A 25839-nucleotide genomic window follows, 5' to 3' on the forward strand; every position below is an offset into this window, starting at 1 on the left:
ACGGTATATCGTCATATTGAAAAACAATAAGTGCTATACTGCAAACGTCCTAAACGGTATATCGCCATATTGAAAAACAATAAGTGCTATACCGCAAACAACCTAAACGGTAAATTGCCATATCGCAAAATGATAAAAGCTATACCGCAAACGGACTAAACGGTATATTGTCATATCGCAAAACAATAAGCGCTATACTGCAAACAGCCTAAACGGTATATTGCCATATCGCAAAACAATAAATGCTATACCGCAAACGTCCTAAACGGTATATCACCAACCCGAGAAACAATAAATGCTATACCGCAGATGTCTTAAACGGTATAGCAACATATCGCAAAACAATAAGTACTATACCGCAAACAGCCTAAACAGTATATCGCTAGCTCGCAAAACAATAAACGGTATATCGCAAACAGCATATAAACGATACACCAGCAGTACCGTCGAAGCCTCTATTGATTTACATTAAACATACTATCCAAAATACCTCAGCCCCCCCAAAAAAACACGCCCTTTTTAATCTTAACTCCCCATAACTATGTTAAATTTTACATGCAATATCATGAATTTGTATCAGATTGTTTATGATAAAAATGTCTTAGTTATAAGTATTAATTACTATTCTAAAAAAATGGGTCCTCAGAAATCATAATTTAATTGGTGAATCGTATACTTATAAAACACTAAATTTTTTTCTTGTTTAAAAAAGGGGATTTAGATTGCCTATCGAATACCTAATAAAAGGTTTTTGCATATATATAAAAGGGGAGGATGTAACATGATTGATTTTATTGCATCGTTCCAAACAGAAGAATTTTTAACGATGTCGATACGGATTTTTTTAGCGGCGTTATTGTGCGGGTTAGTTGGATTGGAGAGGGAAGTACATAAACACCCTGCTGGGTTTCGTACACATTTGCTAGTTGGGGTTGGCTCTTGTTTAATGATGTTAATGTCGATTTATGGGTTTCAGCCTTATTTAGAAATGAGTACAAATGTACGTTTTGATCCAGCACGGATTCCTTCCTATGTTATTAGTGGTATCGGATTTTTAGGTGCTGGTACCATTCTTGTTAGGGATGCAACGGTTCGGGGGTTAACGACTGCAGCTTCCATTTGGGTGGTTGCTGGTTTAGGTTTAATTATCGGATTAGGCATGTATGCTCCTGCCATATTAACAACAATAGTTGTTTTACTGAGCTTAATTTTCCTTAATCGGTTTGAGGAATTCTTCTTTAAATCCAGAAAAAGAAAAGTTATTCATATTATTATCAATGAAGATATATCGTCATTTTCTTCAATCTTACATCTATTTAAAGATAATGGTTTTCGGGTAAGGGATTTTAATATTAAGTACTCGAAGGATAAAATTAATAATAATTGCCAGTACACAATTGATGTTGAGGTCGGAAGTAAAAATGAACGTTTGCGATTGTATGAAGAAATGTCAAAACAAGAAATGGTGCAAAAAATTTTCTGATTTGGTGTTTAGAGGGGTACTAGAATTGGAAAGTATAGGATAGTAAATGCCTTAAAAATGATTGCCTAAATAATTTTGACGTTCAATTTGAAAAGCGAAACAGTTGAAAAATTAGTGCGGTCATTTTATATTATAGTTATAGTCAAATATAGTCAAAGTCAAGGTCAAGGTGAGGTGTGGTCATAATGAGGAATATATCTGATATCATCGAACACTATCTAAAAAGTGTTCTTGATACAAGTGATCGAGCTATAGTTGAAATTAAAAGAAGTGAGATTGCCGATAAATTTGAATGTGTCCCATCTCAAATTAACTATGTAATTAATACACGGTTTACGCTGGAGAGAGGATATTTAGTTGAAAGTAAACGAGGTGGTGGGGGTTATATTCGTATTATGAAGGTAAAGACGAATAATGATTCTCAGTTGATTAATCAACTCGTTCGCCTTATAGACAAACGGATCTCTCAAACGAGTGCGGAAGATGTGATTTTGCGCTTGGTTGAGGAGGAAGTAATCTCGAAAAGAGAGGCGAAGATCATGCTTAGTGTAATTGACCGTTCCGTCTTGTTTATTGAGCTTCCTCATCGGGATGAGTTGAGAGCACGAATGTTAAAGGCAATGCTAACATCCCTCATGTATAGATAATAAGGTTAGAAGTAGGAAGGTGCTTAACATGATATGCCAAGAATGCAATCAACGTCCTGCGACATTACATTTTACAAAGATTATTAACGGTGAAAAGACAGAGGTTCATATATGTGAACATTGTGCTCAAGAAAAAAGTGAGATGTTTATGTTTCCAGGCACATCTGGCTTTTCAATAGATAACTTATTAGCAGGACTTCTACAATTTGAACCACTTGCAGGTTCAAAACAAAATGCTTTTCAACAAGATGAGATTTTACAATGTAAAAACTGTAAAATGACTTTTCAACAATTTGCAAAGGTAGGTCGGTTTGGCTGCTCGCATTGCTATCCAACCTTTGAAAAACAACTTACCCCAATCTTAAAACGTCTGCATAGTGGTAATACACATCATACAGGGAAAATTCCAAAACGAATCGGAGGCTCCTTCCATATCCGGAAAGAGATTGAACAATTAAAGCAAAAGATGCAGGAATATATTTCCCTAGAGGAATTTGAAAAGGCTGCAGAAGTTCGTGACCACGTAAGGGCTTTAGAGAAAAAGCTAAGTGGTTACAAAGAGGGGGAGGTATAATCAATGTCACTTGAGCATTTTATCAATCAAGCCTTAAGCTCTTGGATGAGTCAAGAAGGGCCGGATTCGGATATTGTCTTAAGTTCAAGGATCAGGCTTGCTCGAAATTTGAAAAATGTCCCCTTTTCAACAGTGTATTCAAATGAAGAAGCTCAGCAAATTGTGGAAGTCTTCCAAAAGGGCTTTTCAGGGAAGAGTTTTCCGTCAATTGGAGAAATGGAATTATTAAAAATGATGGAGCTTCAACCAATTGAAAAGAGGGTGCTTGTTGAAAAACATTTGATAAGCCCGCATTTAGCTGAGGACTCTCCGTTTGGGGCTTGTCTTTTATCTGAAAATGAAGAAATTAGCATTATGATTAATGAAGAGGACCATATTCGAATACAATGTTTATTCCCAGGGTTACAATTATCTGAAGCGTTAAGGGTCGCAAACAATCTAGATGATTGGATTGAAGAGCATGTCGATTACGCATTTGATGAAACAAGAGGTTATTTAACCAGCTGCCCGACGAATGTAGGGACTGGGATACGTGCTTCTGTGATGATGCATCTGCCAGCACTTATCTTAACTCATCAAATGAGTCGAATTATCCCGGCAATCAATCAACTTGGCCTTGTTGTAAGAGGAATATATGGTGAGGGCAGTGAGGCGTTAGGAAATATTTTTCAAATTTCTAATCAGATTACGCTTGGAAAGACGGAAGAAGATATTGTTGAAGATTTAGAGAGTGTTGTTGCTCAGCTGATTGCGCAAGAACGTTCTGCACGAGAAGCTTTGGTAAAAACCTCTAATATTCAGTTAGAGGACCGAGTATTCCGTTCCTATGGGGTTTTAGCTAATAGTCGGATCATTGAATCGAAGGAAGCAGCAAAGTGTTTATCAGATGTCCGATTAGGTATAGATCTTGGCTATATAAAAGATATATCAAGAAGTATCCTTAATGAACTCATGGTTTTAACACAACCTGGATTCCTACAATCATATGCTGGTGGGGCATTAAGGCCAAATGAAAGAGACGTTAAAAGAGCGTCTATCATTCGAGAAAGATTGAAGCTAGAAAATAATAAGACTACTGACATGGAGGGTGATGGGTTATGATGTTTGGCAGATTTACTGAGCGTGCACAAAAGGTATTAGCTTTAGCTCAAGAGGAAGCTGTACGATTAGGGCATAACAATATTGGAACTGAACATGTATTATTAGGTCTTATTCGCGAAGGCGAAGGAATCGCTGCAAAGGCCTTACTTGCATTAGGATTAGGACCTGAAAAAATTCAAAAAGAGGTAGAAGCTTTAATCGGTCGTGGTCAAGAGGGGTCACAGACGATTCATTATACCCCACGTGCAAAAAAGGTAATCGAGTTATCCATGGATGAGGCTCGTAAGCTAGGTCACTCTTATGTGGGTACAGAGCATATCCTACTTGGATTAATTCGTGAAGGGGAAGGCGTCGCTGCACGAGTATTAAACAATCTTGGAGTGAGCTTAAATAAAGCCCGTCAGCAGGTTCTTCAGCTATTGGGAAGCAATGAGTCATCATCAGGACATCATGGTGGAGGCTCTACAAATGCCAATACCCCAACTCTTGATAGTTTAGCGCGTGATTTAACTTCGATTGCAAGAGAAGGTAGCCTTGATCCAGTTATTGGCCGTAGTAAAGAAATTCAACGTGTGATTGAGGTACTTAGCCGTCGTACGAAAAACAACCCAGTTCTAATCGGAGAGCCTGGTGTTGGTAAAACGGCAATTGCAGAAGGATTAGCCCAGCAAATTATCAATAATGAAGTACCAGAAACGCTTCGTGATAAGAGAGTAATGACCCTTGATATGGGTACTGTGGTTGCGGGTACTAAATACCGCGGGGAATTTGAAGACCGCCTAAAAAAGGTAATGGATGAAATTCGTCAAGCTGGCAATATCATTCTATTTATAGATGAACTTCACACCCTAATTGGAGCAGGTGGAGCAGAAGGGGCAATTGATGCGTCAAATATCTTAAAACCATCACTTGCTCGTGGTGAACTACAATGTATTGGTGCTACAACATTAGACGAATATCGAAAATATATTGAAAAGGATGCTGCTTTAGAGCGACGCTTCCAACCAATTCAAGTGGATGAACCAACTGTTGATGAATCTATTTTAATTTTAAAAGGATTACGCGATCGTTATGAAGCGCATCATAGAGTGTCAATCTCAGATGAGTCTATCGTTCAAGCTGTTAAACTGTCAGATCGCTATATTTCAGACCGCTTTCTGCCTGATAAAGCAATTGACTTGATTGATGAGGCTGGTTCAAAGGTTCGTCTTCGTTCATACACTGCACCACCAAATTTAAAGGAGCTTGAACAAAAGCTTGAAGAAGTTCGCAAGGAAAAGGATGCAGCGGTTCAAAGTCAAGAGTTTGAAAAAGCAGCATCATTACGTGATTCTGAGCAACGTCTTCGTGAGCAGTTAGAAGAAACGAAGAAAAACTGGAAGGAAAAGCAGGGGCAAGAGAACTCTGAGGTTACAGTGGATGATATCGCAATGGTCGTATCAAGCTGGACTGGGGTCCCTGTATCAAAGCTAGCACAAACAGAAGCGAATAAATTATTGAACATGGAAGAAATCCTCCATTCACGAGTAATCGGTCAGGAAGAGGCAGTTAAAGCCGTTTCCAAGGCAGTTAGACGTTCACGTGCAGGATTAAAAGATCCGAAGCGCCCAACAGGTTCATTTATTTTCCTCGGCCCAACGGGCGTAGGTAAAACAGAACTGGCTCGTGCTCTTGCTGAATCTATTTTCGGTGATGAAGATGCAATGATTCGTGTAGATATGTCTGAGTACATGGAGAAGCATTCCACATCTAGACTAGTGGGCTCACCTCCAGGGTATGTAGGCTATGAAGAGGGCGGCCAATTAACTGAGAAGGTACGTCGCAAACCATACTCCGTCATTTTATTAGATGAGATTGAAAAGGCACATCCAGATGTGTTTAATATATTACTTCAAGTACTTGAGGATGGTCGTTTGACAGATTCAAAAGGCCGCACCGTTGATTTTAGAAATACGATTTTAATTATGACTTCAAACGTCGGAGCTAGCACATTAAAGCGTAACAAATATGTTGGGTTTGCAATGGAAGATGAAAAGCAAGATTATAAGAACATGAAGGATAAGGTAATGGAGGAATTGAAGAAAGCATTCCGACCAGAATTCCTTAACCGTATTGATGAAATTATCGTCTTCCACTCACTAGAGAAGAAACATCTGAAGGAAATTGTAACACTCATGTCAGATCAGTTAACGAAACGTCTAAAAGAGCAAGACTTTGAGCTTGAGTTAACAGATGCGGCTAAAGACCGAATTGCTGAGGAAGGCTATGATCCTGAATATGGGGCACGTCCATTACGCCGTGCGATCCAAAAACAAATTGAAGACCGTTTGTCTGAAGAGCTATTACGCGGTAAAATAGAAAAAGGAAAGAAAATTGTTATGGACTTCGATAACGGAGAATTTGTTATTCAAACGAAGGAAGTCGAAGAAACAAAAGAAACAGTGAAATAACATGTAAATTGTAAAAGAGGTATACATTATATAGTCTGTGTATACCTCTTTTTTCTAAACAATGTCTAGCTCCTGGCGCCATCGGCTCGAGGTCACAAGCTAATCGCTTCTGAAGGCAAAAAGCGCCTTCTTTCAGCGCTTATCTTGTGCTTGTCGCCGATTAACGGGCGCCTTGCGCTTTTCTAATAAAGAAAGGATTAATGACGATGGCAAAAACAAAAACGAAATTCACCTGTCAATCCTGTGGCTATGAAACACCAAAATGGATGGGAAAATGTCCTGGATGTGGTGCGTGGAATTCATTAGTCGAGGAAACCTTGCATAAGCCAGCTAGAAAAGGTGCTTTTACTCATTCAAGTCCCACAGTTCAACGAACGCCTTCACCAATCACTTCAATCGAGTCAGAAAATGAACCAAGAATGTATACAGCAAACCAAGAATTTAATCGCGTACTTGGCGGCGGGATCGTCAGGGGTTCGCTTGTCCTAATTGGGGGAGACCCAGGTATAGGAAAGTCTACCTTACTGCTACAAGTATCCTCTCAATTAGCCAAACAAGACAAAGTTTTATATATTTCCGGAGAAGAATCGGTCAAGCAAACTAAGCTACGATCTGATCGCCTAGGTGTTTCCTCTGATCAATTGTATGTCTTAGCGGAAACGGACCTCGAATTTATTTCCCAGACAATTTCTGAGCTTAAACCTTCTTTTGTAGTCATTGACTCCATTCAGACGATTTATCACTCTGATATTGCCTCTGCTCCTGGTAGTGTGTCACAGGTGCGTGAATGTACAGCAGAGTTAATGCGAATTGCAAAAACAAATGGGATAGCTATTTTTATTGTTGGTCATGTTACGAAAGAGGGGAATATTGCAGGCCCACGTTTATTGGAACATATGGTTGATACGGTTCTTTACTTTGAGGGGGAACGTCATCATACATACCGAATACTACGTGCAGTGAAAAACCGTTTTGGTTCAACCAATGAAATGGGTATTTTTGAGATGAAGGAAACAGGCCTTGAAGAGGTTGCAAATCCATCTGAAATTTTTCTAGAAGAGCGTTCTGCAGGATCTGCAGGATCAACGGTTGTTGCCTCAATGGAAGGGACACGACCGGTTCTCGTTGAAATTCAGGCATTGATTTCACCAACTAGCTTTGGAAATCCACGACGAATGGCAACTGGGATTGACCATAACCGGGTATCGCTATTAATGGCTGTATTAGAAAAAAGAGCAGGTTTTCTTTTGCAAAACCAAGATGCCTATTTGAAGGTTGCAGGTGGAGTGAAATTAGATGAACCAGCAATTGATTTAGCTGTTGCTTTAAGTATTGCTTCAAGTTTCAGAGATCAAGCAACAAATCCGGCAGACGTTATTATTGGAGAGGTTGGTTTAACCGGTGAGGTAAGAAGAGTTTCTCGTATCGAGCAGCGGGTCCAAGAAGCAGCAAAGCTTGGTTTTAAGCGAGTAATCCTTCCTGAACGTAATCTTGGTGGATGGACCATTCCAAAGGGCATTGAAGTTATCGGCGTAAGTGATATAAGGCAGGCTATTCAACATACACTAGGATAGCTTAAATATTGGTATAAAAAAATCGAGTAAAAAATGAAACATCTTTGCTTCTTTTTACGTATAGTAAGTGTGAACAAATGGACATACCACTTTCTTGCCGTGTTGCGTATGCTTATAATATTTTTTTACAGGAGCAGTAATAATTTTAGTAGGATTTTAAAATAATATATAGGTATCGTTTACACGTCTATGTCATTCTGTTTACATTTTGAAAAAAGCTATTTATTGTAGGTTTCAATTATTATAAAGTGATTATAATGAATAGGAGGAGGTGAAGGAATGTTAAAACGTATTGTGCAGCTATTTTTTCTAATCGTCGGAGGTATGCTTGGAATTGTATATCTACCTGATTTACTTAAGCTGTTAAATATCGACAATATTCCATACTTAAATAACTCATATACGCTTGCGATTTTAGGTGCTATTATATTATTTATTGTTACTTTTTGGTTAGTAGATTATATCGTAGGTCTAATTAAATGGCTTGAAGAGTCATTGATCAAAGCTCCTGTTACAGATGTGTTATTTGGAAGCCTAGGTTTAATTTCAGGTTTAATTGTTGCATTTTTAATTGTGATTCCATTAGACCGGATTACATTTTCAGTTGTAAATACAGTGCTTCCTATTTTCATAACCCTGCTTTTGGGATACTTAGGATTCCAGGTTGGTTTCAAAAAGCGGGATGAGCTTGTGAACTTATTCTCTATTAACCGTGCTGGGAAGAAAAAAGGCTTAGAGGACGAGGAAGTTAACCAACAGGCCAAAAAGCTTAAAATTTTGGATACAAGTGTAATTATTGATGGACGTATTGCAGATATTTGCCAAACGGGATTTCTTGAAGGAACCATTGTCATTCCACGATTTGTTTTAGAGGAACTCCAGCATATTGCGGATTCTTCAGACGTGTTAAAGCGAAACCGTGGTAGAAGAGGTTTGGATATTTTAAACCGAATTCAAAAAGAACTATCAATCAAGGTAGATATTTACGAAGGTGACTTTGACGATATACAAGAGGTTGATAGTAAGTTAGTGAAACTTGCGAAATTAACGATGGGTGTAGTCGTGACAAATGACTTTAACCTTAACAAGGTTTGTGAGCTGCAAAATGTAGCAGTATTGAACATTAATGACTTAGCAAATGCTGTGAAACCAGTTGTGTTACCTGGTGAAGAATTGAGTGTGCAGGTCATTAAGGATGGAAAAGAACATAATCAGGGTGTTGCTTACTTAGATGACGGCACAATGATTGTCGTTGAAGAAGGTCGTGATTATATCGGAAAACGCATTGATGTACTTGTAACAAGTGTGTTACAAACATCAGCGGGTCGAATGATTTTCGCAAAGCCAAAGTTGCTTGAAAAAGCTTTATAATTGAATACTTAAACATCGATAGGGGCGCTACGTGGTGAATTATCAGGTTATAATTCCTGCTGCTGGTCAAGGAAAGAGAATGAATGCAGGAAAGAATAAACAATTCATCGAATTGCAATCAATACCAGTAATTGTTCATACATTAAGAGTTTTTGAACAGGATCCAATGTGTTCAGGAATCATTTTAGTGATCAATAAGGATGAACAGCTAATCTTTGAAGAATTGCTTCAAACATATCGCATTCAAAAGGTTGTTTCTTTGGTCCAGGGTGGCAGTGAGCGACAGTATAGTGTCTATAATGGCTTACTAGCAGCAAAAGATACAGATATTGTGTTGGTTCATGATGGTGCCAGACCTTTTCTGAAACAAAAGCATGTTCATGAATTAGTAAGTGTGGCAGCAGAAAAGGGAGCGGCTGTACTAGCAGTTCCCGTAAAGGATACAATTAAACGCGCCTCTAGTGATTTATATGTGGAAGAGACAGTTGAACGTTCTAGCTTGTGGGCAATCCAAACCCCACAAGCTTTTCATGTTTCTATCTTACAAGAAGCACATGAATTAGCTAGAAAAGAAGATTTTCTCGGGACGGATGAAGCGAGTCTCGTTGAAAGAATTCCGAAACAAGTTTATATTGTTAGAGGCGATTACTTAAATATTAAACTTACGACTCCAGATGACTTAATTTTTGCTGAAGCGATCTTACAAAACTGGACAAGCTAAATTATTTCTGGAGTAAACAACTTGATAAAAAGGGGGAGAACCCATGTTTCGTATTGGGCAGGGCTTTGATGTTCATCAATTGGTTGAAGGACGCCCGTTAATTATAGGTGGAATTACAATCCCATATGAAAAAGGATTATTAGGCCATTCTGATGCAGATGTATTGCTGCACACAGTATCTGATGCATGTCTTGGCGCGATTGGTGAAGGAGACATAGGCAAGCATTTTCCGGATACAGACCCGAATTTTAAGGATGCCGATTCTGCAAAACTTCAACAGCATGTATGGGGGCTGGTAAGGAGCAAAGGGTATAAGCTTGGAAATATCGACTGTACCATTATTGCTCAAAAGCCTAAAATGGCACCGTATATTGAACAAATCAGAGGACGAATTGCCGAATTGTTAGAAGCAGACCCTTCTCAGGTGAATGTAAAAGCCACAACAACTGAAAAATTAGGCTTTGCGGGTCGTGGTGAGGGAATTGCAGCACAAGCTACAGTGCTATTGTTAAAGGAAGATAACTAATTCTTTGACAGTAAACAAAGTGGTGTTAAAATATCAATGATACAAAGGTCGTAACGGAGGGTACATAAATGTCAAATAACGTTCGAGTGCGATATGCACCAAGTCCAACAGGACATTTACATATTGGAAATGCAAGAACGGCTTTATTTAATTATCTCTATGCTAGAAACCAAAATGGAAAATTCATTATCCGTATTGAAGATACAGATAAGAAAAGAAATATTGAAGGCGGAGAAGAGAGCCAGCTTAAATATTTAAAATGGCTTGGCATTGATTGGGACGAAGGACCAGATGTTGGTGGTGAGTATGGCCCATACCGTCAATCAGAGCGTAATGAGATTTATGAAAAGTATTATACAGAGTTACTAGATAAAGGACTCGCTTATAAATGCTATTGTACGGAAGAAGAGATTGAAAAAGAGCGTGAAGAGCAAATTGAACGTGGCGAGACTCCTCATTATTCAGGAAAATGTCGTCACTTAACAAAGGACCAACAACAAGCTTTAGAAAATGAAGGAAGACAACCAAGTATTCGTATCATCATTCCTGAAGGAAAGATGTTCACGTTTAATGACATGGTTAAAGGCGAGATTTCTTTTGAGTCTGAAGGCATGGGCGATTATGTTATCGTGAAAAAGGATGGAACACCTACTTATAATTTTGCCGTAGTAATTGATGATCACTTAATGGAAATTTCACATGTGTTACGTGGAGAAGATCATATTTCAAATACACCGAAGCAAATGGTGGTGTATGAGGCATTTAACTGGGATATTCCAACCTTTGGGCATATGACATTGATTGTAAACGAAAGCCGTAAAAAGCTTAGTAAGCGTGATGAGTCGATTATTCAATTTATTGAACAGTATGAAGAACTTGGATATCTTCCTGAAGCTTTATTTAACTTCATCACTCTATTAGGATGGTCACCGGTTGGAGAAGAAGAGCTTCATACAAAAGAGGAGTTTATTGAGATCTTTGATCCGGCACGTCTTTCAAAATCACCTGCTGTATTCGATACACAAAAGCTTACTTGGATGAACAACCAATATATGAAGAATATAGAATTAGATCGCTTAGTAGAACTATCATTGCCACACTTAATTAAAGCTGGTAGATTAAATGAGCCATTAAGTGACATTGACAAGCAATGGGCACAAGATTTAATTGCGCTTCATCAAGAAAAAATGAGCTACGGCGCTGAGATTGTTGAATTAACAGAGCTTTTCTTTAGAGAAGAGTTAACGATTGAAGAGGATGCGAAGGAAGTTCTTGCAGGTGAAACAGTTCCTGAAGTATTAAAGGCGTTTTTACAAGAGGTTGAAGGTCTTGAAACATTCGGCGCTGCTGAAATTAAGGCGGCGATTAAAGCTGTTCAAAAAGGAACTGGACAAAAAGGGAAGAATCTTTTCATGCCAATTCGTGCGGCCGCAACAGGTCAACTTCATGGACCTGATCTGCCACAAGCAATTCATCTACTAGGAAAAGAAAAAATAATTTCACGCCTAAATAGTTTAATTAGTTAACATCTTGTTGAAAATGTAATATAGTATAGTTAATCAATTATATAATCTAAAAGTGTTGATAAGGAGAGTAAATAAGTGGTTGACATTAAGTATTTGCACGACTCGGGCAAATATGAACAGAGAGAACCATCACCGGCTGAAAGTGGTTTATGGGAAACGCTTATTGAAATGCACCTTTGAGTCTTTTATCGAACCATTTATGTAGTAGATAAAAGCGGAGTCTCACCGTTACGAGATTAAGTTGAGGTAATGGATACCATTGATTGCCTAAACAGAGTGGAACCGCGCGATTGAGCGTCTCTGTGTTTTTACACAGGGGCGCTTTTTATTTTGACAAAAAGGTAATGTCTAGCTTCAGCGCCTAACCCCTCGAGGTTACAATCCAATCGCTTCTGAAGGCAAAGAGCGCCTTCTGTCAGCGCTTGACTTGTGCTTGGCGGGGCTGAGCAAGGCGCTCGCGCTTTTCTTATAAGGAGGGTTGATTGTGTTTAAGCGAATGAAAGAGGATATCGAAGTTGTGTTTGAACAGGACCCAGCTGCAAGAACTCATTTTGAGGTGATGCTGACTTACTCCGGATTGCATGCAATTTGGTCACACCGAGTGGCACATTTTCTTTTTAAACGGAAATTGTTTTTCTTAGCTAGAACTGTTTCGCAAATAAGTCGTTTCTTCACAGGAATTGAAATTCACCCTGGTGCTAAAATTGGCCGTCGATTTTTCATTGACCATGGGATGGGCGTAGTGATTGGTGAGACCTGTGAAATTGGGGACAATGTGACAGTGTTTCAGGGGGTAACCCTTGGTGGAACAGGGAAAGAAAAAGGAAAGCGGCATCCAACGATTAAGGATAATGCACTGATTGCAACAGGAGCCAAAGTATTAGGATCGATTACAATTGGAGAGAATTCAAAAGTAGGAGCGGGTTCGGTTGTTCTGCAAGATGTTCCTCCGAATTCCACCGTCGTCGGTATCCCCGGTAGGGTTGTAATCCAGGATGGTATTAAAGTAAGAAATAGCAAGGATTTAAATCACCGCGATTTACCAGATCCGGTTTTAGATAAAATTAGAGAACTAGAAAACGAAATTGAAAGCCTAAAAAAAGTAATCCAACATAAGGAAGGAGCAAAGGATAATGTCCATTCACCTTTATAATACGCTAACTCGTAAGAAGGAAGAGTTTAAACCACTTGAGGCAAATAAAGTAAAAATGTATGTGTGTGGTCCAACCGTTTATAACTATATCCATATTGGAAATGCACGGCCTGCCATAGTATTTGATACAGTTCGTCGTTATTTTGAATTTAGAGGCTATGATGTTCATTATGTATCTAATTTTACAGATGTTGACGATAAATTGATTAAAGCAGCAAATGAGTTAGGTGAAGAGGTGCCAACTATTGCGGAACGTTTTATCGATGCTTATTTTGAGGACGTGTCTGCATTAGGATGCAAAAAGGCGGATGTTCATCCAAGGGTTACAGAGAATATGGATATTATTATTGATTTTATCCAGGCTCTTATCGAGAAAGGCTTTGCCTATGAATCAGAAGGTGATGTTTACTATCGTACGAGGGAATTCAAGGAGTATGGAAAGCTTTCGCACCAGTCCATTGACGAACTACGCGTAGGTGCGAGGATTGAAGTGGGAGATAAGAAGCAGGATGCCCTTGACTTTGTCTTATGGAAAAGTGCGAAGCCTGGAGAGATCTATTGGGAAAGCCCGTGGGGTAATGGTCGCCCAGGTTGGCACATCGAGTGCTCGGCAATGGCTAAAAGATACTTAGGTGAAACAATTGATATTCACGCAGGTGGTCAAGACTTAGCGTTTCCACACCATGAAAATGAAATTGCACAATCCGAAGCTGTGAATGGAAAAACGTTTGCAAATTATTGGATGCACAACGGCTATATTAATATCGATAATGAAAAAATGTCAAAATCTCTTGGTAACTTTGTATTGGTTCACGATATTATCAAAGACGTGGACCCACAGGTATTACGCTTTTTCATGCTGTCTGTCCATTATCGACACCCAATTAACTATAGTGTTGAATTACTAGAAAGCACAAAAAATGCATTAGAACGATTACTCACTTCATACGCAAACTTAAATCATCGTCTTCAAAGCAGTACGAATCTAACGAATGATGATGAAACATGGCTAGAAAAAATCACAGCTTTTCGCAATGATTTCATTGAGGCAATGGATGATGATTTTAATACGGCAAATGCAATATCTGTTTTGTTTGAGTTGTCGAAACAGGCCAATTATTATTTACAGGAAAAAAATACGGCCGAAAAGGTGATCGAAGCCTTTATCCATGAATTCGAGGTATTATTTAATACACTAGGTCTTAAATTAGAAGATGAACAATTACTTGATGAGGAAATCGAAGAACTAATTGCAAAGCGAATCCAAGCACGAAAAGATCGCGACTTTGCTTTATCTGACCAAATTCGTGACCAATTAAAGGCAATGAATATTATTCTAGAAGACACTCCTCAAGGTACAAGATGGAAAAGAGGATAATGAATGAAGTTTTTATCAGACAACCAAATTGATAGTCATCAATTAAATAGTCTTGCCCTAGCTTATATGGGGGATGCCGTATACGAAATGTATGTACGGCATTACCTCTTACAAAAGGGGAGTGTTAGACCCAATCAACTCCATAATCAGGCGAAGCATTATGTATCGGCTAAAGCACAGTCGGCCGTAATCCATGAGATGCTTGATGAAGAGTTTTTTTCAGAGGAAGAAAAAGCAGTAATCAGAAGGGGTCGCAACGCAAAGAGTGGAACAGTTCCTAAAAATACAGATGTCCAGACATACCGATACAGTACAGCGTTTGAAGCGTTACTTGGTTTTCACTTTTTACAAAATGATACAGACAGAATCCATTCGATTATTGAAGAGGCTTTTCGAATCATCGAATCCTAAGAAAGGAGGAAAAAGAAATGGCTAGTGATTATATTATTGGAAAAAACCCCGTAATTGAAGCATTGAAATCTGAGCGTGATATCAATAAAATTTGGATTGCAGAGGGGTCCAACAGAGGGCAAATGAACCAGATTACTTCCCTTGCAAAAGAGGGTAACGTAATGGTTCAATTTGTTCCGAAAAAAAAGATTGACCAGATGGTTGAAGGCAACCACCAAGGCGTTGTTGCACAGGTAGCGGCGTATGAGTATGCAGAAGTTGATGATATTTTAGCAGCTGCCGAAAAGCGAAACGAAGCTCCTTTTATCATCTTGTTAGATGAATTAGAGGACCCTCATAACCTTGGTTCAATCCTTCGTACAGCTGATGCAGTTGGAGCACATGGTGTAATTATTCCCAAAAGAAGGGCAGTAGGATTAACAGCAACCGTTGCAAAGGCTTCAACAGGAGCGATTGAGTATATTCCAGTTGCACGAGTAACGAACTTAGCGAGAACGATTGATGAATTAAAGGACCGTGGGGTATGGATTGTTGGTACAGATGCGAAGGGAAAAGAGGATTATCGAAATGTCGACGGTAAAATGTCAATTGGCTTAGTTATTGGCAGTGAGGGTAGAGGCATGGGACGCCTTGTAAAAGAAAAATGTGATTTTCTTTTACATTTACCGATGCAGGGAAAAGTAACCTCTTTAAATGCTTCTGTTGCTGCTAGTCTACTTATGTATGAGGTTTATCGTAAGCGGAATCCGTTAGGAGAGTAAATCAAATGGATATCCTGCTGGTAGATGGCTACAACATTATAGGTGCATGGCCAGAACTACGTCATCTTAAAACAAAGGACTTTTCAGCAGCGCGTGATTTGTTAATCGAGAAGATGGCTGAATATCAGGCGTACACAGGATATAAGGTGATCGTTGTATTTGATGCACACCTCGTACCAGGAATTGAATCAAAAATGAAAAGTCGAAAAATCGAAGTTATTTTTACGCGTGAAAATGAGACGGCAGATGAACGGATAGAAAAGCTAGCACAACAATTAAATAATATTAAAACACAAATCCATGTAGCAACTTCTGATTTTACCGAGCAATGGCAGATATTTGGACAAGGGGCCTTAAGGAAATCGGCTCGAGAATTACTGACTGAGATGGAAGTAGTAGAGTCTGGAATTCAAAAGGACGTCAAGAAAACCTATCAAGAAAAAAGTGTTTCAAAAATTCCACTTTCTGACGAAATTGCAGAAATATTTGAAAAATGGCGTCGTGGACAGCAATGAGCGGGTTGACGCTTGGAAAAGCACTCCTGTATAATATTTCTAGATAAAGAATTTTACGAACATTACGTATTAACTTTATTCATTAGGGTTTTTGGTAGGAAACAACTTCTAAGGTAGGTCGGAGGGATCGGTGTGAGTTCAAGCTTCGATGATTATGGCAACAGATTATATTATGACCGACTAGAGGATGAGGAAGTCGTGGAGTTGGTCCATGCTGGTGAAAGTGAAGCATTGGACTATTTAATTAATAAGTATAGAAATTTTGTGCGTGCAAAAGCCAGATCATACTTTTTAATAGGAGCAGATCGCGAAGATATTGTTCAAGAAGGTATGATCGGGCTATACAAAGCAATTCGTGATTTTAAGGAGGACAAACTTTCCTCTTTTAAAGCGTTTGCAGAACTTTGTATTACACGTCAGATTATTACTGCGATTAAAACCGCGACAAGACAGAAGCACATACCTCTTAATTCTTATGTTTCGTTGGACAAGCCGATATATGATGAAGAATCTGACCGTACATTAATGGATGTTATTTCAGGTGCGAAGATTTTAGATCCTGAAGAATTAATCATCAACAGGGAAAAGTTTGATGACATTGAATTAAAAATGGCAGAGCTCCTAAGTGATTTAGAGCGTAAGGTGTTATCCTTATATCTAGACGGAAGGTCCTATCAGGAAATCTCAGAGGATTTAAATCGTCATGTGAAATCTATAGATAATGCGCTCCAACGTGTAAAACGTAAATTAGAACGGTATTTAGAAATTCAAGAGATTAAGTTATAAAAGAAACCGTTTTTAACCAATATTTACAGTCAGGGCCTAGTATTGACATATAAATCAAGCCTGTGTTACATTTTTAAGGAAATTGAGACATTTATCATAAATAAAGATGCAAGCTGCATTTTAACTTTATTCAGAAGGCCCTATCTTTTTAAGTTAAGGGACGATATAGTAATGATAATCAATGCAGTGGGATACACGTACCATGGCTGAATAAAGTTATGCCTCCGGCGGATGCCACGATTTTTCAAAGGTAACTTTTCGAGCGTAAGATCAAAGACTAAGAGCGCAACATCCTGTTGCAACGTCTTTGTGACCCACATCGTGTGGGCCTAAAAAATCGGGCGCAAATACGCCAAGGGTATTTGATAGTGTAGGTGATAAAATGCGTAAAAAGGTAATTTTAGCCTGTGTGGAATGTGGTAGTAGAAATTATACGACCATGAAGAATAGCTCTTCAGCTGAACGGCTTGAAATGAAGAAGTTTTGTAAGACCTGCAATTCTCACACGAATCATCGTGAAACGAAATAGATTAGGATTGTTCTGATAAAGTTGGAGGTTACATGGATGAAAAACATAACCAAGTTTTTTCGTGAAATAGTTCGAGAAATGAAGAAAACAAGCTGGCCGAAAAGAAAAGAACTTACACGTTATACAATTGTTACATTAACAACGGTAATTTTTGTATCTGTATTTTTCGCGGTGGTTGATCTTGGAATTTCTGAATTAATTCGTTTAGTACTTGAATAAACCCTGTTCACTCATGGTATAATGATGAATAGAGAACAAAGAGTGTTTACGAGAAAGCCCGGTTACGGGTTTTTTTAATTGCATAAAATATAGAATGTCAAGACGGTGTTAGAACCCAGTAAAGGGAGGGAAGGACAAGCAGTCCTAACTTATGGAAAAGAATTGGTATGTTGTTCATACGTACTCAGGGTATGAAAATAAAGTAAAAGCAAATTTAGAGAAACGTGTCGAAACAATGGGCATGCAAGATAAAATCTTCCGCGTTATTGTTCCGGAAGATGAAGAAACTGATATCAAGAACGGAAAAAAGAAAATCGTTAAGAAGAAGGTATTCCCTGGTTATGTTTTAGTTGAAATAATCATGACAGATGATTCTTGGTATGTAGTACGTAACACACCTGGAGTTACAGGTTTCGTTGGTTCAGCGGGTTCAGGCTCAAAACCAACACCACTTTTACCAGAAGAAGTAACATTCATCCTTAAGAGAATGGGAATGGATGAAAGACCTATTGATGTTGATTTTGAATTAAAAGAAACAGTTCGTGTGAAAGAAGGTCCATTCACAAACTTCACAGGTGCAATCGAAGATCTAGATCTCGATAAGCAAAAGGTAAAAGTTCTTGTCAACATGTTCGGGCGTGAAACCCCAGTTGAATTAGACTTTACACAAATTGAAAAAATCTAATGAAGAAAAACTTGATATTGTAAATCAAAAGTGGTAATATTGCATAGGTCAGTATGTCTCAAAATATTGAGACTAACTATGCTAACGTTCTTTATGGATTATAAAGAATAGATGAGTGGGAGGGTAAAACCCTATTACCACATCACGGACTTTAAGGAGGTGTGTCTCGTGGCTAAAAAAGTAATTAAAGAGGTTAAATTACAAATTCCAGCGGGTAAAGCAAACCCAGCGCCACCGGTTGGACCAGCATTAGGTCAAGCAGGTGTTAACATTATGGGATTCTGTAAAGAGTTCAACGCTCGTACAGCAGAACAAGCTGGTTTAATTATTCCTGTTGTAATCACAGTTTATGAAGATCGTTCATTTACATTTATTACAAAAACTCCTCCTGCTGCAGTTCTTTTAAAGAAAGCGGCTGGAATTGAGTCTGGTTCTGGTGAACCAAACCGTAATAAAGTTGCAACAGTTAAGCGTGATAAAGTACGCGAGATTGCAGAAACAAAAATGCCTGATTTAAATGCAGCAAATGTTGAATCTGCAATGCGTATGGTTGAAGGTACTGCTCGTAGCATGGGAATTGTCATCGAAGACTAATTCCAATTTGTTACAATTTGTTCGGGGTTGCGGATGGAACATCACTTTTCTTTCGTTCGCAACCTTTGTTCTGTCTAGCGTCAGTGCATAAATGTGCTGTCACGCTTGGCGTGGGAGGTTATTCCGTTAAAACCACAATTGAGGAGGAAATTAAAATGGCAAAAAGAGGTAAAAAGTACGTAGAAGCTGCTAAATTAGTAGAACGTACAAAAGCTTACTCAGTTGCAGAAGCAATTGAATTAGTAAAGAAAACAAGCACAGCTAAATTTGATGCGACTGTAGAAGTTGCATTCCGTTTAGGAGTTGACCCTAAGAAAGCTGACCAACAAATTCGTGGTGCAGTTGTTCTACCAAACGGTACTGGTAAAACTCAACGTGTATTAGTTTTCGCTAAAGGTGAAAAAGCAAAAGAAGCAGAAGCTGCTGGAGCTGATTATGTTGGCGATAGCGAGTTCATCAACAAAATCAACCAAGGTTGGTTTGATTTCGATGTAATCGTAGCTACTCCTGACATGATGGGTGAAGTTGGTAAGCTTGGTCGTGTATTAGGGCCAAAAGGTTTAATGCCAAACCCGAAAACAGGAACTGTTACTTTTGATGTAACAAAAGCAATTAATGAAATCAAAGCTGGTAAAGTTGAATACCGCATTGATAAATCTTCTAACATTCATGTTCCGATTGGTAAGATCTCATTCGATGATCAAAAACTAATTGAGAACTTCACTACAATTTATGAAACTATGCTTAAGGTTAAACCATCTGCAGCAAAAGGAACTTATATGAAAAACGTTGCTGTATCTTCTACAATGGGACCTGGCGTAAAAGTTGACGCTTCTACATTCTAATTAGAAAATAGTGGATATTGACTTTTACAAGAGCATTTCATATAATAGATTTTGTTGTTAACAAATGAATAGCATTTGTACCGTAGACAGTAGGTGCTTTGATAGCTTAATTTCCTACCGAGGTGTAGTATATATTACTTGATCATTACTACCTCTGTGTCTACTTGGCATAGAGGTTTTTTAATCTAGAAACGTGTTCTTCATGAACGCCATCTAACACCGAACGGTTTCAAGTGTTGCGAAATAACTCACAGGAGGTGTAAAAGAATGAGTCATGCAGTAGAACAAAAGAAACAAATCGTAACTGAAATTGCAGACAAATTACGTGAAAGTAAATCAACTATCGTTGTTGACTATCGCGGTCTATCTGTTGCAGAAGTAACAGAACTACGTAAGCAACTTCGTGATGCAGGCATTGAATTTAAAGTGTACAAAAACACATTAACTCGCCGCGCTGCAGAACAAGCTGAGCTTGCTGGTTTAAATGATGCATTAACAGGACCAAACGCAATTGCATTCAGTAATGAAGACGTAGTTGCTCCTGCTAAAATTCTTAATGATTTTGCGAAAAAGCATGAAGCATTAGAAATCAAAGCGGGTGTTATCGAAGGAAATGTTGCAACTCTTGAGGAAGTTAAAGCTCTTGCTGATCTACCATCACGCGAAGGTTTACTTTCTATGTTGCTTAGCGTACTTCAAGCTCCAATTCGTAACCTTGCACTTGCTACTAAAGCAGTTGCAGAACAAAAAGAAGAGCAAGGCGCTTAATCGTAATACAATTATACAATTCGAAATTCAAATAGGATAATTATTTAAGGAGGATTTTCTAATGACTAAAGAACAAATCATTGAAGCAGTTAAAAGTATGACTGTTTTAGAACTAAATGACCTAGTAAAAGCAATTGAAGAAGAATTTGGTGTAACTGCTGCTGCTCCTGTAGCTGTAGCTGCTGGTGGCGGAGCTGAAGCTGCTGCTGAGCAAACTGAATTTGATGTTGTATTAACAGACGCTGGTGCACAAAAAATTAAAGTTATCAAAGTTGTACGTGAAATCACTGGTCTTGGCTTGAAAGAAGCTAAAGAACTTGTTGACAACACTCCAAAAGCAATCAAAGAAGGCGTTTCTAAAGAGGATGCTGAAGAAGTTAAAGCTAAACTTGAAGAAGTTGGAGCTGGCGTAGAAGTTAAGTAATCTTAAGTAACGTATGAAAAAGCTCGCTATCAAGCGAGCTTTTTTTATCAAGTATGAATGAAATGGGTATACTGTTCATATACTCTTATGTTGGGAGATATATTGATGGCCGAACATTATTATACTAGTAAACCCACTGTGGCAAGTAATCAAAAAACTCAAGTATTTGTCTTAAAAGGAAATTCGTTTTCTTTTACAAGCGATAGTGGAGTTTTTTCAAAAAATGAAGTTGATTTTGGATCTCGGTTATTAGTGGAGGAGTTTGTAGCTCCAGAAGTTACTGGTCCATTTTTAGATGTTGGTTGTGGGTATGGGCCGATTGGTCTTGCACTCGCAAAAGTACATAATGAACGTCTTGTTGAAATGATCGACGTGAATGAACGGGCAATCGAGCTTTCGATAAAGAATGCGGAAATAAATAAGGTCACAAATGTTGATATACATCAAAGTGATTTATTTACAAATGTAGAAAAACGAGGCTTTGCGGCTATTATTTCAAATCCTCCAATTCGCGCAGGGAAAAAAGTGGTACATCATATTTTAGAAGAGAGCTATCAATATCTAGTTCCTGGCGGTGAATTGTGGGTTGTGATTCAAAAGAAGCAAGGAGCTCCGTCTGCGATTGAGAAGCTTGAGATGATTTTCGAAGAAGTAGAGATTGTCGAAAGAAAAAAAGGCTACCATATTATTAAAGCTAAGAAAGCGAAATAATTCAAAAGGAAATTTCCACTTGACAAATGAAAAAATGAGTTGACTGGGTATTTCGCGTGTGGTAGCATTATATAATGCCGATATATAATTTTTCCATGTATAACTAAAAAATTAAATATATGTATAAATATAGTATGTATGGAAAAACTGATAAAATCAATAGTTTGTTTTTAGAATTGTGGTTTTCATAGTAGAAACCCTTTTTCTTTTTGTCTATAAAAAAGGTTATTTTTCGGCTTAAAATAGCTTGTAAACATCTTTCTAGACAAAGAAGATCAGTATTTGTTTGGCTTGAAAAAGTCGGATTTGATAGGCTGCTATACGTGTCCTATCATTTTGATTTGCGGTTTACTTCTTACTATTTATATTGGTTTATAGGTAGGCTTTTATAATTAGTAAGTATTTATAAAATAGCAAGATTAATAACGCTTGATATGAGGGGTGAATGGGTTGATAGGTCAACTAGTTCAGTATGGACGACACCGCCAACGAAGAAGTTATGCTCGTATTAGTGAAGTTTTAGAATTACCAAATCTTATTGAGATTCAAACCTCTTCTTATCAGTGGTTTCTTGATGAGGGTCTTAGGGAAATGTTCCAAGATATTTCCCCGATTGAAGATTTTACAGGTAACCTATCTCTAGAGTTCATTGATTACAGTTTAGGTGAGCCAAAGTATTCTGTAGAGGAATCAAAGGAAAGAGATGTTACTTATTCGGCGCCACTTAGAGTAAAGGTGCGTTTGATCAATAAAGAAACTGGTGAAGTAAAAGACCAAGATGTATTTATGGGTGACTTCCCACTCATGACAGAAACAGGTACGTTTGTTATCAATGGTGCAGAACGTGTAATTGTTTCACAATTGGTTCGTTCACCGAGTGTTTATTTCAGTGGCAAAGTTGATAAGAATGGTAAACGCGGCTTTACAGCAACGGTAATACCAAACCGTGGTGCATGGTTAGAGTATGAAACAGATGCGAAGGATGTTGTGTACGTTCGTATCGACCGTACTCGTAAATTGCCGGTAACGGTCCTTTTGCGCGCGCTTGGGTTTGGCTCTGATCAAGAAATCATCGATTTATTTGGTGAAAATGAATATTTACGTAACACGCTTGAAAAAGACAACACAGAAAGCACAGAAAAAGCATTACTAGAAATATATGAACGTCTACGTCCTGGAGAACCGCCAACAGTCGAAAACGCAAAAAGTTTATTGGAATCACGCTTTTTTGATCCAAAGCGTTATGACCTTGCGAGTGTAGGACGCTACAAAATCAACAAAAAACTTCATATTAAGAACCGTTTGTTTAATCAGCGTATTGCAGAAACACTTGTTGATCCTGAAACTGGTGAGATTATCGTGGAAAAAGACACGCTTCTCGATCGCAGAACGCTAGACCGTATCATTCCATATTTAGAGAATGGTATTGGTTTTAAATCACTTCAGCCAGCAGCTGGCGTTATAGATGAAGAAATCACACTTCAGTCTATAAAGATTTATGCTCCAAATGACCCAGATGGCGAACAAGTCATTAATGTCATTGGTAATGCCTATATCGAAGAAGGCGTTAAGAATATAACACAAGCGGATATTCTTTCTTCAATTAGCTATTTCTTTAACTTGTTACATCAAGTTGGAGATACAGATGATATCGACCATTTAGGTAATCGTCGTCTGCGTTCAGTTGGTGAGCTTCTACAAAACCAATTCCGTATTGGATTATCAAGAATGGAACGTGTTGTTCGTGAGAGAATGTCAATTCAAGATACGAATACGATTACTCCACAACAATTAATCAATATCCGTCCAGTGATCGCTTCTATTAAAGAGTTCTTTGGTAGCTCTCAGCTTTCACAATTTATGGACCAGACAAATCCATTAGCAGAATTAACACATAAACGAAGATTATCAGCATTAGGACCTGGTGGTTTAACACGGGAACGTGCAGGATTTGAAGTTCGTGACGTTCATTACTCTCACTATGGTCGTATGTGTCCGATTGAAACACCAGAAGGTCCAAACATCGGTCTAATTAACTCATTATCATCTTATGCAAAGGTGAATCGATTTGGGTTTATCGAAACTCCGTATCGAAGAGTTGATCCTGAAACAGGCAAAGTTACAGATAGAATTGACTACTTAACAGCAGACGAAGAGGATAACTATGTTACTGCTCAGGCAAATTCTCGTTTAGGTGAAAATGGTGAATTTTTAGATGAAGATGTAGTTGCTCGTTTCAAGGGTGAGAACACTGTTGTACACCGTGACCGAATTGACTACATGGATGTATCGCCAAAGCAAGTTGTTTCTGCAGCGACTGCATGTATTCCTTTCTTAGAAAATGATGACTCAAACCGTGCACTAATGGGTGCGAACATGCAACGTCAGGCTGTTCCTCTAATGCAGCCGGAAGCGCCGTTCGTCGGTACAGGTATGGAGTATGTATCTGGAAAGGACTCAGGTGCCGCAGTAATTTGTAAACACCCTGGTATTGTTGAGCGAGTTGAAGCAAAACAAATCTGGGTACGTCGCTATCAAGAAGTTGATGGTCAAAAGGTGAAAGGCGACCTTGATAAATACCGTCTACTAAAATTTATTCGTTCGAATCAAGGCACATGTTATAACCAACGCCCGATTGTTACAGAAGGGGACGAAGTTGTTAAAGGAGAAATCCTTGCAGATGGTCCTTCTATGGAAAAGGGTGAACTAGCGTTAGGACGTAACGTTCTTGTTGGTTTTATTAACTGGGATGGATATAACTATGAAGATGCCATCATCATGAGTGAAAGACTTGTAAAAGATGATGTGTATACATCTATTCATATTGAAGAATATGAATCTGAATCACGTGATACAAAATTAGGACCAGAGGAAATCACACGTGATATTCCAAACGTTGGAGAAGACGCATTACGCAACCTCGACGAGCGTGGTATTATCCGTGTTGGTGCCGAGGTAAAAGACGGTGATTTACTTGTAGGTAAAGTTACACCAAAAGGGGTAACGGAACTTACAGCTGAAGAACGTCTATTACATGCAATCTTTGGTGAAAAAGCACGTGAAGTGCGCGATACTTCTCTTCGTGTACCACATGGTGGCGGAGGAATTGTTCTTGATGTGAAGGTATTCAATCGAGAAGATGGAGATGAATTACCACCAGGTGTAAACCAGCTTGTTCGTGTATATATCGTTCAAAAACGTAAAATACACGAAGGAGATAAGATGGCTGGTCGTCACGGAAACAAAGGGGTAATTTCAAGAATTCTTCCGGAAGAAGATATGCCATACCTTCCAGACGGAACGCCAATCGACATCATGTTAAACCCACTAGGGGTTCCTTCACGTATGAACATCGGTCAGGTTCTAGAGCTACACTTAGGTATGGCTGCTAGACAACTGGGTATTCACGTTGCGTCACCAGTATTTGACGGTGCAACTGAAGAAGATGTTTGGGATACTTTAGAAGAGGCTGGAATGTCTCGTGATGCGAAAACAGTTTTATATGATGGAAGAACGGGTGAACCGTTTGATAATCGAGTATCTGTTGGTATTATGTATATGATTAAACTAGCACATATGGTTGATGACAAACTTCATGCTCGTTCAACTGGACCTTATTCTCTTGTTACACAGCAACCACTTGGTGGTAAAGCTCAGTTCGGAGGACAACGTTTTGGTGAGATGGAAGTTTGGGCGCTTGAAGCTTATGGTGCTGCATACACGTTACAAGAGATCCTTACAGTTAAATCCGATGATGTTGTTGGTCGAGTGAAGACATATGAAGCGATTGTTAAGGGTGAAAACGTTCCTGAACCAGGTGTTCCTGAATCGTTCAAAGTATTAATTAAAGAACTACAGTCACTGGGATTAGATGTGAAGATTCTCTCGGGTGATGAAGAAGAGATTGAAATGCGTGATTTAGAAGATGACGAGGAAGCAAGTCAATCAGAGGGAATATCTCTTGATTCTGACAAACAAATCGACTCAGAACTAGAAAAGAACGCAGTAGTTAAGGAATAGAGCTAACAGTCATGAAAAGCAAAGGTCAATAAGGGTAATCCTGTAGATCAAAAGGGAGGTAGGCCCC

The 25839-nt window shown here is 38.6% G+C and carries 25 protein-coding genes and 2 other annotated features; all 25 genes read left to right on the plus strand.

The window, feature by feature from the left end; genetic code table 11:
- Positions 1–781 precede the first annotated feature (781 nt).
- Positions 782–1483 (plus strand): MgtC/SapB family protein, encoded by a 702-nt coding sequence (locus CKK03_RS22785; RefSeq protein ID WP_099364793.1) that lies wholly within the window; start codon positions 782–784, stop codon positions 1481–1483.
- Positions 1484–1668: 185 nt separating this feature from the next.
- Positions 1669–2130, plus strand: coding sequence for a CtsR family transcriptional regulator (locus CKK03_RS22790; protein ID WP_099364794.1), 462 nt, complete (start codon positions 1669–1671; stop codon positions 2128–2130).
- Positions 2131–2158: 28 nt separating this feature from the next.
- Positions 2159–2704, plus strand: a complete 546-nt coding sequence (mcsA, locus tag CKK03_RS22795) for a protein-arginine kinase activator protein McsA (RefSeq protein WP_099364795.1) — start codon at positions 2159–2161, stop codon at positions 2702–2704.
- A 3-nt stretch (positions 2705–2707) separates the two neighbouring features.
- Complete coding sequence (mcsB, locus tag CKK03_RS22800; RefSeq protein ID WP_099364796.1) at positions 2708–3805, plus strand: protein-arginine kinase McsB; 1098 nt, start codon at positions 2708–2710, stop codon at positions 3803–3805.
- Positions 3802–6255, plus strand: a complete 2454-nt coding sequence (gene clpC / locus CKK03_RS22805; protein WP_099364797.1) for an ATP-dependent protease ATP-binding subunit ClpC — start codon at positions 3802–3804, stop codon at positions 6253–6255. Before mcsB ends, clpC begins: the two co-directional genes overlap by 4 nt.
- 206 nt (positions 6256–6461) lie before the next feature.
- Positions 6462–7829: a DNA repair protein RadA gene (gene radA / locus CKK03_RS22810; protein ID WP_099364798.1), complete on the plus strand. Its 1368-nt coding sequence runs from the start codon at positions 6462–6464 to the stop codon at positions 7827–7829.
- Positions 7830–8108: 279 nt separating this feature from the next.
- Positions 8109–9200, plus strand: a complete 1092-nt coding sequence (locus CKK03_RS22815) for a PIN/TRAM domain-containing protein (protein WP_099364799.1) — start codon at positions 8109–8111, stop codon at positions 9198–9200.
- 34 nt (positions 9201–9234) lie between these two features.
- Entirely contained in the window at positions 9235–9921 is a 687-nt protein-coding gene (gene ispD / locus CKK03_RS22820) for a 2-C-methyl-D-erythritol 4-phosphate cytidylyltransferase (protein ID WP_099364800.1), read from the plus strand.
- A gap of 43 nt (positions 9922–9964) precedes the next feature.
- Positions 9965–10447 (plus strand): 2-C-methyl-D-erythritol 2,4-cyclodiphosphate synthase, encoded by a 483-nt coding sequence (ispF, locus tag CKK03_RS22825; protein WP_099364801.1) that lies wholly within the window; start codon positions 9965–9967, stop codon positions 10445–10447.
- Between the two features lie 68 nt (positions 10448–10515).
- On the plus strand, positions 10516–11973 hold the full coding sequence (gene gltX, locus CKK03_RS22830) for a glutamate--tRNA ligase (protein ID WP_099364802.1): 1458 nt from the start codon (positions 10516–10518) through the stop codon (positions 11971–11973).
- Between the two features lie 46 nt (positions 11974–12019).
- Positions 12020–12278: a binding site (T-box leader), on the plus strand.
- 179 nt (positions 12279–12457) lie between these two features.
- On the plus strand, positions 12458–13126 hold the full coding sequence (epsC, locus tag CKK03_RS22835) for a serine O-acetyltransferase EpsC (RefSeq protein WP_099364803.1): 669 nt from the start codon (positions 12458–12460) through the stop codon (positions 13124–13126).
- Positions 13107–14504 carry a cysteine--tRNA ligase gene (gene cysS, locus CKK03_RS22840; protein ID WP_099364804.1) on the plus strand — a complete coding sequence of 466 codons (1398 nt, stop codon included), beginning with the start codon at positions 13107–13109 and terminating at the stop codon, positions 14502–14504. The genes epsC and cysS overlap by 20 nt, the downstream gene beginning before the upstream one ends.
- Positions 14505–14507: 3 nt before the next feature.
- Positions 14508–14915, plus strand: coding sequence for a Mini-ribonuclease 3 (locus tag CKK03_RS22845; RefSeq protein WP_099352722.1), 408 nt, complete (start codon positions 14508–14510; stop codon positions 14913–14915).
- 17 nt (positions 14916–14932) lie between these two features.
- On the plus strand, positions 14933–15676 hold the full coding sequence (gene rlmB / locus CKK03_RS22850) for a 23S rRNA (guanosine(2251)-2'-O)-methyltransferase RlmB (RefSeq protein WP_099364805.1): 744 nt from the start codon (positions 14933–14935) through the stop codon (positions 15674–15676).
- 5 nt (positions 15677–15681) lie between these two features.
- Positions 15682–16191: an NYN domain-containing protein gene (locus tag CKK03_RS22855; RefSeq protein ID WP_099352724.1), complete on the plus strand. Its 510-nt coding sequence runs from the start codon at positions 15682–15684 to the stop codon at positions 16189–16191.
- A gap of 132 nt (positions 16192–16323) precedes the next feature.
- Positions 16324–16977: an RNA polymerase sporulation sigma factor SigH gene (gene sigH, locus CKK03_RS22860; protein ID WP_010284984.1), complete on the plus strand. Its 654-nt coding sequence runs from the start codon at positions 16324–16326 to the stop codon at positions 16975–16977.
- A 382-nt stretch (positions 16978–17359) separates the two neighbouring features.
- Positions 17360–17506 carry a 50S ribosomal protein L33 gene (gene rpmG / locus CKK03_RS22865; protein ID WP_099364806.1) on the plus strand — a complete coding sequence of 49 codons (147 nt, stop codon included), beginning with the start codon at positions 17360–17362 and terminating at the stop codon, positions 17504–17506.
- A 36-nt stretch (positions 17507–17542) separates the two neighbouring features.
- Complete coding sequence (secE, locus tag CKK03_RS22870; protein WP_099364807.1) at positions 17543–17725, plus strand: preprotein translocase subunit SecE; 183 nt, start codon at positions 17543–17545, stop codon at positions 17723–17725.
- A gap of 151 nt (positions 17726–17876) precedes the next feature.
- On the plus strand, positions 17877–18410 hold the full coding sequence (gene nusG, locus CKK03_RS22875; protein ID WP_099364808.1) for a transcription termination/antitermination protein NusG: 534 nt from the start codon (positions 17877–17879) through the stop codon (positions 18408–18410).
- A gap of 168 nt (positions 18411–18578) precedes the next feature.
- Complete coding sequence (gene rplK / locus CKK03_RS22880; RefSeq protein ID WP_010285014.1) at positions 18579–19004, plus strand: 50S ribosomal protein L11; 426 nt, start codon at positions 18579–18581, stop codon at positions 19002–19004.
- A 155-nt stretch (positions 19005–19159) separates the two neighbouring features.
- The gene (rplA, locus tag CKK03_RS22885; RefSeq protein WP_099364809.1) at positions 19160–19849 is read left to right on the plus strand and encodes a 50S ribosomal protein L1; all 690 of its coding nucleotides are present in this window, start codon (positions 19160–19162) and stop codon (positions 19847–19849) included.
- A gap of 62 nt (positions 19850–19911) precedes the next feature.
- Positions 19912–20040, plus strand: a sequence feature (ribosomal protein L10 leader region).
- Positions 20041–20116: 76 nt separating this feature from the next.
- The gene (rplJ, locus tag CKK03_RS22890) at positions 20117–20617 is read left to right on the plus strand and encodes a 50S ribosomal protein L10 (RefSeq protein WP_099364810.1); all 501 of its coding nucleotides are present in this window, start codon (positions 20117–20119) and stop codon (positions 20615–20617) included.
- 61 nt (positions 20618–20678) lie between these two features.
- Positions 20679–21041 (plus strand): 50S ribosomal protein L7/L12, encoded by a 363-nt coding sequence (gene rplL / locus CKK03_RS22895; RefSeq protein WP_099364811.1) that lies wholly within the window; start codon positions 20679–20681, stop codon positions 21039–21041.
- A gap of 105 nt (positions 21042–21146) precedes the next feature.
- Positions 21147–21752, plus strand: coding sequence for a class I SAM-dependent methyltransferase (locus CKK03_RS22900; protein ID WP_099364812.1), 606 nt, complete (start codon positions 21147–21149; stop codon positions 21750–21752).
- Positions 21753–22202: 450 nt separating this feature from the next.
- A complete protein-coding gene (gene rpoB, locus CKK03_RS22905; RefSeq protein ID WP_099364813.1) occupies positions 22203–25772 on the plus strand; it encodes a DNA-directed RNA polymerase subunit beta in 3570 nt (1189 codons plus the stop codon).
- Positions 25773–25839 lie beyond the last annotated feature (67 nt).

The sequence above is a fragment of the Fredinandcohnia onubensis genome (assembly GCF_002734215.1).
GTDB lineage: Bacteria > Bacillota > Bacilli > Bacillales > Bacillaceae_L > Ferdinandcohnia > Ferdinandcohnia onubensis.

Excerpts from the sequence above, each read along its gene's own strand:
- CKK03_RS22785 (WP_099364793.1), top strand. The coding sequence starts at position 782 with ATGATTGATTTTATTGCATCGTTCCAAACAGAAGAATTTTTAACGATG.
- CKK03_RS22790 (WP_099364794.1), top strand. The coding sequence starts at position 1,669 with ATGAGGAATATATCTGATATCATCGAACACTATCTAAAAAGTGTTCTT.
- mcsA (WP_099364795.1), top strand. The coding sequence starts at position 2,159 with ATGATATGCCAAGAATGCAATCAACGTCCTGCGACATTACATTTTACA.
- mcsB (WP_099364796.1), top strand. The coding sequence starts at position 2,708 with ATGTCACTTGAGCATTTTATCAATCAAGCCTTAAGCTCTTGGATGAGT.
- clpC (WP_099364797.1), top strand. The coding sequence starts at position 3,802 with ATGATGTTTGGCAGATTTACTGAGCGTGCACAAAAGGTATTAGCTTTA.
- radA (WP_099364798.1), top strand. The coding sequence starts at position 6,462 with ATGGCAAAAACAAAAACGAAATTCACCTGTCAATCCTGTGGCTATGAA.
- CKK03_RS22815 (WP_099364799.1), top strand. The coding sequence starts at position 8,109 with ATGTTAAAACGTATTGTGCAGCTATTTTTTCTAATCGTCGGAGGTATG.
- ispF (WP_099364801.1), top strand. The coding sequence starts at position 9,965 with ATGTTTCGTATTGGGCAGGGCTTTGATGTTCATCAATTGGTTGAAGGA.
- gltX (WP_099364802.1), top strand. The coding sequence starts at position 10,516 with ATGTCAAATAACGTTCGAGTGCGATATGCACCAAGTCCAACAGGACAT.
- cysS (WP_099364804.1), top strand. The coding sequence starts at position 13,107 with ATGTCCATTCACCTTTATAATACGCTAACTCGTAAGAAGGAAGAGTTT.
- CKK03_RS22845 (WP_099352722.1), top strand. The coding sequence starts at position 14,508 with ATGAAGTTTTTATCAGACAACCAAATTGATAGTCATCAATTAAATAGT.
- rlmB (WP_099364805.1), top strand. The coding sequence starts at position 14,933 with ATGGCTAGTGATTATATTATTGGAAAAAACCCCGTAATTGAAGCATTG.
- CKK03_RS22855 (WP_099352724.1), top strand. The coding sequence starts at position 15,682 with ATGGATATCCTGCTGGTAGATGGCTACAACATTATAGGTGCATGGCCA.
- rpmG (WP_099364806.1), top strand. The coding sequence starts at position 17,360 with ATGCGTAAAAAGGTAATTTTAGCCTGTGTGGAATGTGGTAGTAGAAAT.
- secE (WP_099364807.1), top strand. The coding sequence starts at position 17,543 with ATGAAAAACATAACCAAGTTTTTTCGTGAAATAGTTCGAGAAATGAAG.
- nusG (WP_099364808.1), top strand. The coding sequence starts at position 17,877 with ATGGAAAAGAATTGGTATGTTGTTCATACGTACTCAGGGTATGAAAAT.
- rplA (WP_099364809.1), top strand. The coding sequence starts at position 19,160 with ATGGCAAAAAGAGGTAAAAAGTACGTAGAAGCTGCTAAATTAGTAGAA.
- rplJ (WP_099364810.1), top strand. The coding sequence starts at position 20,117 with ATGAGTCATGCAGTAGAACAAAAGAAACAAATCGTAACTGAAATTGCA.
- rplL (WP_099364811.1), top strand. The coding sequence starts at position 20,679 with ATGACTAAAGAACAAATCATTGAAGCAGTTAAAAGTATGACTGTTTTA.
- CKK03_RS22900 (WP_099364812.1), top strand. The coding sequence starts at position 21,147 with ATGGCCGAACATTATTATACTAGTAAACCCACTGTGGCAAGTAATCAA.